The sequence below is a fragment of the Elstera litoralis genome, assembly GCF_000963705.1.
GTDB classification, from domain to species: Bacteria; Pseudomonadota; Alphaproteobacteria; order Elsterales; family Elsteraceae; genus Elstera; species Elstera litoralis.
The window spans coordinates 1-902 of sequence record NZ_LAJY01000668.1; the positions used below are offsets into that span (position 1 = coordinate 1).

Consider the following 902-nt stretch of genomic DNA (forward strand, 5'->3'; position numbering starts at 1 on the left):
ATTGAAGCCTTGGCCAATTATTTGACCAAACGAAATCCAGGACGTGTATCGTTTGCAGGGCGTGAAGATCAACGATAAGCATATCGAAGTGATCGTCAGGCAAATGCTGCAAAAGATCGAAATCGACGAGGTTGGCGATAGCACCTACCTCGTTGGCGAACAGGTCGGTAAGCTGGAATATGAGGCTGAAAACCGCAAGCTGGTGGCCAAAGGCGAACGCCCGGCCCACGGCAAGCCGGTGCTTCAGGGCATCACCAAGGCGTCGTTGCAGACGGATTCCTTCATCTCGGCGGCGTCCTTCCAGGAAACCACCCGCGTGCTGACCGAAGCCGCCGTGTCGGGCAAAACCGATACGCTGAACGGTCTGAAGGAAAACGTCATCGTCGGTCGCCTCATCCCGGCGGGGACGGGCTCTATCGTGGCGGAATTCCGTCGCGTGGCCGCCGAGCGCGACAAACTCGTGCTGGCTGCCGAAGCCCCCAACGAGGCGCTGACGGACGAACGCGAAAGCGCGTAAGCGCGGACGGTAGAACTGAATGAGCAAACCCCGGTAGCGCCTGCTACCGGGGTTTTCTTATGGGGCAGGCCGGGGCTCGTCACCGCTCCCGCCATCGGCGAGAATCGACGTGAAGTTGGTGCGGCAGGTCGCTTCGGGCGCCCTCAACCCATAGGCAGGTGCCCATCCCGCCGGATCGATGCGCGAGAAGATCCCCGTTTTCACCCCCGCCAGCACCTGCGCGCCGATCCATTGCGTCGGCGGAAACCAGCAGGGGAGGGCACAGAGCGGGTAGCGCAGCCAGGGCAGGACGCGCGAGTCCGACTGGAAAAACGGCGTCAGCGCCCGGCTGGCCGCTTGGTAGAAGCGCTGGTGCCGGTGGCGGGCTTTCCGGTAACGGGTCAGG

Annotated in this window: 1 protein-coding gene and 1 pseudogene; one reads left to right on the forward strand and one right to left on the reverse strand. The window is 62.4% G+C overall.

The window, feature by feature from the left end; genetic code table 11:
• A pseudogene (locus VZ95_RS18820) lies at window positions 1–517 on the forward strand (DNA-directed RNA polymerase subunit beta'); the annotation flags it as partial.
• 57 nt (window positions 518–574) lie between these two features.
• Here VZ95_RS18820 and VZ95_RS26075 read toward each other — a convergent pair.
• Window positions 575–902, reverse strand: a 328-nt coding sequence (locus VZ95_RS26075) for a hypothetical protein (protein ID WP_045777228.1), incomplete at its 5' end; no start/stop codon positions are given.